The sequence below is a fragment of the Pseudomonas sp. GW460-LB5 genome (assembly GCF_059423245.1).
The window spans coordinates 1-6099 of sequence record NZ_JBWKXT010000113.1 but is presented as its reverse complement, the minus strand read 5'-3'; the positions used below and the strand labels follow the sequence as shown (position 1 = coordinate 6099).

Annotated in this window: 6 protein-coding genes and 1 pseudogene; 6 read left to right on the top strand and 1 reads right to left on the bottom strand. The window is 61.9% G+C overall.

Annotated features, from left to right (window positions below; all coding sequences use genetic code 11):
* Positions 1-78: pseudogene (locus AC07XM_RS30785) on the bottom strand (hypothetical protein); the annotation flags it as partial.
* Positions 79-376: 298 nt separating this feature from the next.
* Here AC07XM_RS30785 and ccoN point away from each other — a divergent pair.
* From ccoN to AC07XM_RS30755, 6 genes are all read left to right on the top strand, one after another.
* Positions 377-1819, top strand: a complete 1443-nt coding sequence (gene ccoN / locus AC07XM_RS30780; RefSeq protein WP_016488339.1) for a cytochrome-c oxidase, cbb3-type subunit I — start codon at positions 377-379, stop codon at positions 1817-1819.
* The gene (gene ccoO, locus AC07XM_RS30775) at positions 1819-2427 is read left to right on the top strand and encodes a cytochrome-c oxidase, cbb3-type subunit II (RefSeq protein ID WP_016488340.1); all 609 of its coding nucleotides are present in this window, start codon (positions 1819-1821) and stop codon (positions 2425-2427) included. The genes ccoN and ccoO overlap by 1 nt, the downstream gene beginning before the upstream one ends.
* A gap of 5 nt (positions 2428-2432) precedes the next feature.
* A complete protein-coding gene (locus AC07XM_RS30770; protein ID WP_024718181.1) occupies positions 2433-2624 on the top strand; it encodes a CcoQ/FixQ family Cbb3-type cytochrome c oxidase assembly chaperone in 192 nt (63 codons plus the stop codon).
* Positions 2621-3601 carry a cytochrome-c oxidase, cbb3-type subunit III gene (gene ccoP, locus AC07XM_RS30765; protein WP_016488342.1) on the top strand — a complete coding sequence of 327 codons (981 nt, stop codon included), beginning with the start codon at positions 2621-2623 and terminating at the stop codon, positions 3599-3601. The genes AC07XM_RS30770 and ccoP overlap by 4 nt, the downstream gene beginning before the upstream one ends.
* 309 nt (positions 3602-3910) lie before the next feature.
* Positions 3911-5326: a cytochrome c oxidase accessory protein CcoG gene (gene ccoG / locus AC07XM_RS30760; RefSeq protein WP_060519318.1), complete on the top strand. Its 1416-nt coding sequence runs from the start codon at positions 3911-3913 to the stop codon at positions 5324-5326.
* A gap of 15 nt (positions 5327-5341) precedes the next feature.
* Entirely contained in the window at positions 5342-5872 is a 531-nt protein-coding gene (locus tag AC07XM_RS30755) for a FixH family protein (RefSeq protein ID WP_016488344.1), read from the top strand.
* The last annotated feature ends 227 nt before the right edge of the window (positions 5873-6099 follow it).

The window sequence follows — 6099 nt, the reverse complement described above, 5'->3', positions numbered from 1 at the left end:
AGCCGCCAGCAGGTGCACCTTGTCATTGCCCTGGATATCGGCCTGCGCCGGCATCTGCCCTTGGCGACCATAGCGAACACAACTAAGCTTGTTGCCTCAGTGGGCTTCGCTCCGAAAGGACTGAAGCAGACGCGGCGCATAGCCTGTCGCCGCCCCTGAAAAAGCTTGACCGATCGATCAGAAAAAGGTGAAAAACGGTACACATTACAAATATTTATTTGTGTACAATCGTCCGGACCCATTCGCTGCGGGACATCAGTGAACGGGCCCGGACACGGGTCGGCGTACCAAAGTTGCGTTGCAGTAGCCTTGCTGGTTATCAATACTGGCGCCGATTTTTCGACCAACAAGAACATCAAAACCGTGGAACCTTAGAATGAGCACAGCAATCAGTCCGACTGCTTATAACTATAAGGTCGTCCGCCAGTTCGCCATCATGACGGTGGTCTGGGGGATCCTTGGCATGGGCCTCGGCGTCTTCATCGCCTCGCAGCTGGTATGGCCGCAACTGAACCTGGACCTGCCCTGGACCAGCTTCGGCCGCCTGCGCCCGCTGCACACCAACCTGGTGATCTTCGCCTTCGGGGGCTGTGCGCTGTTCGGCACCAGCTACTACGTGGTCCAGCGCACCTGCCAGACCCGGCTGATCTCCGACAGCATGGCCGCCTTCACCTTCTGGGGTTGGCAGGCGGTGATCGTCGGCGCGCTGATCACCCTGCCGATGGGCTACACCACCACCAAGGAATACGCCGAGCTCGAGTGGCCGCTGGCGATCCTGCTGGCCATCGTCTGGGTCACCTACGGGCTGGTGTTCTTCGGCACCATCGTCAAGCGCAAGACCAAGCACATCTATGTCGGCAACTGGTTCTACGGTGCCTTCATCGTGGTCACCGCGATGCTGCACATCGTCAACCACATCTCGCTGCCGGTGAGCCTGTTCAAGTCGTACTCGGCCTACGCCGGTGCCACCGACGCAATGATCCAGTGGTGGTACGGCCACAACGCCGTGGGCTTCTTCCTCACCACCGGCTTCCTGGGGATGATGTACTACTTCGTGCCCAAGCAGGCCGAGCGGCCGATCTACTCGTATCGCCTGTCGATCGTGCACTTCTGGGCGCTGATCACCCTGTACATCTGGGCCGGCCCGCACCACTTGCACTACACCGCGCTGCCCGATTGGGCGCAGTCGCTGGGCATGGTGATGTCGATCATCCTGCTGGCGCCAAGCTGGGGCGGCATGATCAACGGCATGATGACCCTGTCCGGTGCCTGGCACAAATTGCGCACCGACCCGATCCTGCGCTTCCTGGTCGTGTCCCTGGCGTTCTACGGCATGTCCACCTTCGAAGGCCCGATGATGGCCATCAAGACCGTGAACTCCCTGTCGCACTACACCGACTGGACCATCGGCCACGTCCACGCCGGCGCCCTGGGCTGGGTGGCAATGATCTCGATCGGTGCCGTGTACCACATGATCCCGAAACTTTACGGTCGCGAGCAGATGCACAGCATCGGCCTGATCAACGCGCACTTCTGGCTGGCCACCATCGGCACCGTGCTGTACATCGCCTCGATGTGGGTCAACGGCATCACCCAAGGCCTGATGTGGCGCGCCATCAACGATGACGGCACGCTCACCTACTCGTTCGTCGAAGCCCTGCAGGCCAGCCACCCTGGCTATATCGTCCGCGCCCTGGGCGGTGCGTTCTTCGCCAGCGGCATGCTGCTGATGGCCTACAACGTGTTCCGTACCGTACGTGCCGCCAACCCGGCACAGGCTGAAGAAGCCGCCAAGATCGTCGTTGTGGGAGCGCACTGATGAAGCATGAAGCCGTCGAGAAGAACATAGGCCTGCTGGCCTTCTTCATGGTCATCGCCGTCAGCGTCGGTGGCCTGACCCAGATCGTCCCGCTGTTTTTCCAGGACGTCACCAACAAACCGGTTGAAGGCATGAAGCCGCGCACCGCGCTGGAGGTAGAAGGCCGCGACATCTACATCCGCGAGGGCTGCGTAGGCTGCCATTCGCAGATGATCCGCCCGTTCCGCGCCGAAACCGAGCGCTACGGCCACTACTCGGTGGCCGGCGAGAGCGTGTGGGACCACCCGTTCCTGTGGGGCTCCAAGCGCACCGGGCCGGACCTGGCCCGGGTGGGTGGCCGCTACTCCGATGACTGGCACCGCGCGCACCTGTACAACCCGCGCAACGTGGTACCGGAGTCGAAGATGCCGTCCTACCCGTGGCTGGTCGAGAACAAGCTCGACGGCAAGGACACCGCGAAGAAGCTGGAAGTGCTGCGCACACTCGGTACCCCGTACACCGATGCCGACATCGCCGGCGCGCGTGACGCGGTCAAGGGCAAGACCGAAATGGACGCCATCGTCGCGTACCTGCAGGGTCTTGGCACCATCATCAAGAGCAAACGGTGACGCTGATGGATATCGGGATGATTCGCGGCCTGGGCACCGTCGTGGTGATGGTGGCCTTCGTGGGCCTGGCGCTGTGGGTGTTCAACCCACGGCGTAAAAAGGACTTCGACGAAGCGACCCAACTGCCCTTCGCGGATGACCCCGAGGCCACCCGGCACGTCGAGCAAGCAAAAGCTTCTGGGAGCAAAAAACAATGACAACCTTCTGGAGTCTGTACGTTACCGTCCTGACCCTGGGCACCATCTTCTCGTTGACCTGGCTGTTGCTGTCGACCCGCAAGGGCCAGCGCGAAGAGGTGACCGACGAAACCGTCGGGCATGCCTTCGATGGCATCGAGGAATATGACAACCCGCTGCCAAAATGGTGGTTCTGGCTGTTCGTCGGCACCATCATCTTTGCCCTCGGCTACCTGGTGCTGTACCCGGGCCTGGGCAACTGGAAAGGCATCCTGCCGGGCTACTCGTACCTGGATAACGACAAGCAGACCGAGTTTTCCAACGGCCAGGCGGGGTGGACCGGCGTGCACGAGTGGGAAAAGGAAATGGCCAAGGCCGACGCTCGCTTCGGGCCGATCTTCGCCAAGTTCGCCGCCATGCCCATCGAGGAGGTGGCAAAGGACCCTCAGGCGCTGAAAATGGGCGCGCGGCTGTTCGCCTCCAACTGCTCGGTGTGCCACGGCTCCGATGCCAAGGGTGCCTTCGGCTTCCCTAACCTGACCGACAACGACTGGCGCTGGGGCGGCGAGCCGGAAACCATCAAGACCACCATCATGGGCGGCCGCCACGGCGTAATGCCAGCCTGGGCTGAAGTGATCGGTGATCAGGGCGTGGCCGACGTGGCTGCATTCGTGGTCAGCAAACTCGATGGCCGCACACTGCCTGAGGGCGCGAAGGCCGATGCCGAGAACGGGCAGAAGATCTTCGCCGCCAACTGCGTGGCCTGCCACGGGCCAGAAGGCAAAGGTACCCCAGCCATGGGTGCCCCGAACCTGACCCACCCACAGGCGTTCATTTACGGCTCGAGCTTTGCCCAGTTGCAGCAGACCATTCGCTATGGTCGCCAAGGGCAGATGCCGGCGCAAGAACAGCTGCAGGGTAACGACAAGGTGCATTTGCTGGCCGCTTATGTCTACAGCCTGTCGCAACGGGATCAGGCGCAGGCCAAGGCCGAGTAAGCAGGCCTGGCCTCTTCGCGGGGCAAGCCCGCTCCCACAGGTACACCACCGAATCCGGAACAACGGGTGACTTGTGGGAACGGGCTTGCCCCGCGAAAGGGCCGGCAAATGCCACCCAGGATGACCTGGATCAATTGACACCCGCCATAACACGATTCATACCACGAACCCAACGCGACTAAAGGTCGCAGTGCGGCCCCATACTGCCATCAGCGGCGTATCATGGACCGCAGAGCGCTAGCAGATTGCGCGAGACTGCGGCCGGCACGCACTGGCTGCGGCGTTTCTCCACTGCCGTGGGACTTGATGATGAGCAAGCAAATTCCGGTACATGATGTGACCCCGCCTGCCAGCAAAGGGAAGGATTCCGTCGACCTCTACGCCTCCCGGGAAAAGATCTACACCCGCGCCTTCACTGGCCTGTTCCGCCGCCTGCGCATGGTCGGCGGTGCAGTGCTGTTTCTGCTGTACTTCGGCACCGTGTGGCTGAACTGGGGCGGCCACCAGGCCGTATGGTGGAACCTGCCCGAACGCAAGTTCTACATCTTCGGCGCCACCATCTGGCCGCAGGACTTCATCCTGCTGTCGGGCATTTTGATCGTCGCCGCTTTCGGCCTGTTCTTCGTCACCGTGTACGCAGGCCGTGTGTGGTGCGGCTACACCTGCCCGCAAAGCGTGTGGACGTGGATTTTCATGTGGTGCGAAAAGGTCACCGAAGGCGACCGCAATCAGCGCATGAAGCTCGACAAAGCCCCCATGAGCGGCAACAAGTTCCTGCGCAAGTTCGCCAAGCACAGCCTGTGGCTGCTAATCGGCTTTGTCACCGGCATGACCTTTGTCGGCTACTTCTCGCCCATCCGCGAGCTGGTCATCGAATTCTTTACAGGCCAGGCCGATGGCTGGGCCTACTTCTGGGTCGGTTTCTTCACCCTCGCCACCTACGGCAACGCCGGCTGGCTGCGCGAACAAGTGTGCGTGTACATGTGCCCCTACGCCCGCTTCCAGAGCGTGATGTTCGACAAGGACACGCTGATCGTGTCCTACGACCCGCGCCGTGGCGAAACCCGCGGGCCACGTAAAAAAGACGCCGACTACAAGGCCCAGGGCCTGGGCGACTGCATCGACTGCACCATGTGCGTGCAGGTCTGCCCTACCGGCATCGACATCCGTGACGGCCTGCAGATCGAGTGCATCGGCTGCGCGGCGTGCATCGACGCCTGCGACAGCATCATGGACAAGATGAACTACCCCAAAGGGCTGATCAGCTACACCACCGAGCACAACCTGTCCGGGCAGAAAACCCACATGCTGCGCCCGCGCCTGATCGGCTATGCCGCGGTGCTGCTGGTGATGATTGTCGGCCTGGCGACCGCCTTTGCCACCCGTTCGCTGGTTGGCTTCGACGTCAGCAAGGACCGCGTGCTGTACCGCGAGAACGCCCAGGGCCGGATCGAGAACGTGTATAGCCTGAAGGTAATGAACAAGGACCAGCGCGACCATGTGTACGTGCTGGATGCCGTCGGCCTGCCGGACCTCAAGCTCGAAGGCCAGCGCGAAATCCGCGTGGCTGCCGGTGATATCGTCAGCCTGCCGGTGCAGCTGTCGGTCGCCCCCGAGAAACTGCCATCGACCACCAATGAAATCACCTTCACCCTCAAGAGCGCCGACGACAGCGACGCCCAGGTTGAAGCCAAGAGCCGCTTCATCGGCCCACAGATCCGCTAAGAGAGATAACGCACAATGCCTGCCGCCACTGCCGCCAGCCCCTGGTACAAGCACCTCTGGCCCTGGATCATCATTGGTATCCTCACCACCTCGGTGTGCCTGAGCCTGACCATGGTCAGCATTGCCGTACGCAACCCGGACAATCTGGTGAACGACAACTACTACGAGGCAGGCAAAGGCATCAACCGCTCGCTGGACCGCGAGCTGCTGGCGCAGCAGCTGGGCCTGAAAGCCAGCGTGCACCTGGACGAGCTGACCGGCGAAGTGGACCTGCGCCTGACCGGCAGCAGCGGCCCGCAAAACCTGGAGCTGAACCTGATTTCGCCCACGCAGCCGGAGAAGGACCGCAGGGTGCTGCTGAGCAGGGTCGACGCGGGGCGCTATGTGGGGCAGTTGGAGGACAAGGTCGACGGGCGGCGCTTTGTGGAACTGCTGGGCAGCGAAGGGGGCCAGGTGTGGCGCTTGTTCGAAGAGGAAAAAGTGGAGCATGGTGTGACCTTGCAGCTGGGTGACGAAGCCCTGCAAGGTGCCGAGCACCAACAGTAGCATCATCGCAAATCCCTGTGGGAGCGGGCATGCCCGCGAATGCGGTAGCTCAGGCAAAGGTGTTTTCAGGCCTGACGCTTTCGCGGGCACGCCCGCTCCCACAGGGTTTCATATCTGCCTGAGCAGTCGTGCTTACCTTATGACCCAGCCCACCCCCGGTGGGCCTGAGCCTGACCATGGTCAGCATTGCCGTACGCCACCCGGACAATCTGGTGCACGACAACTAC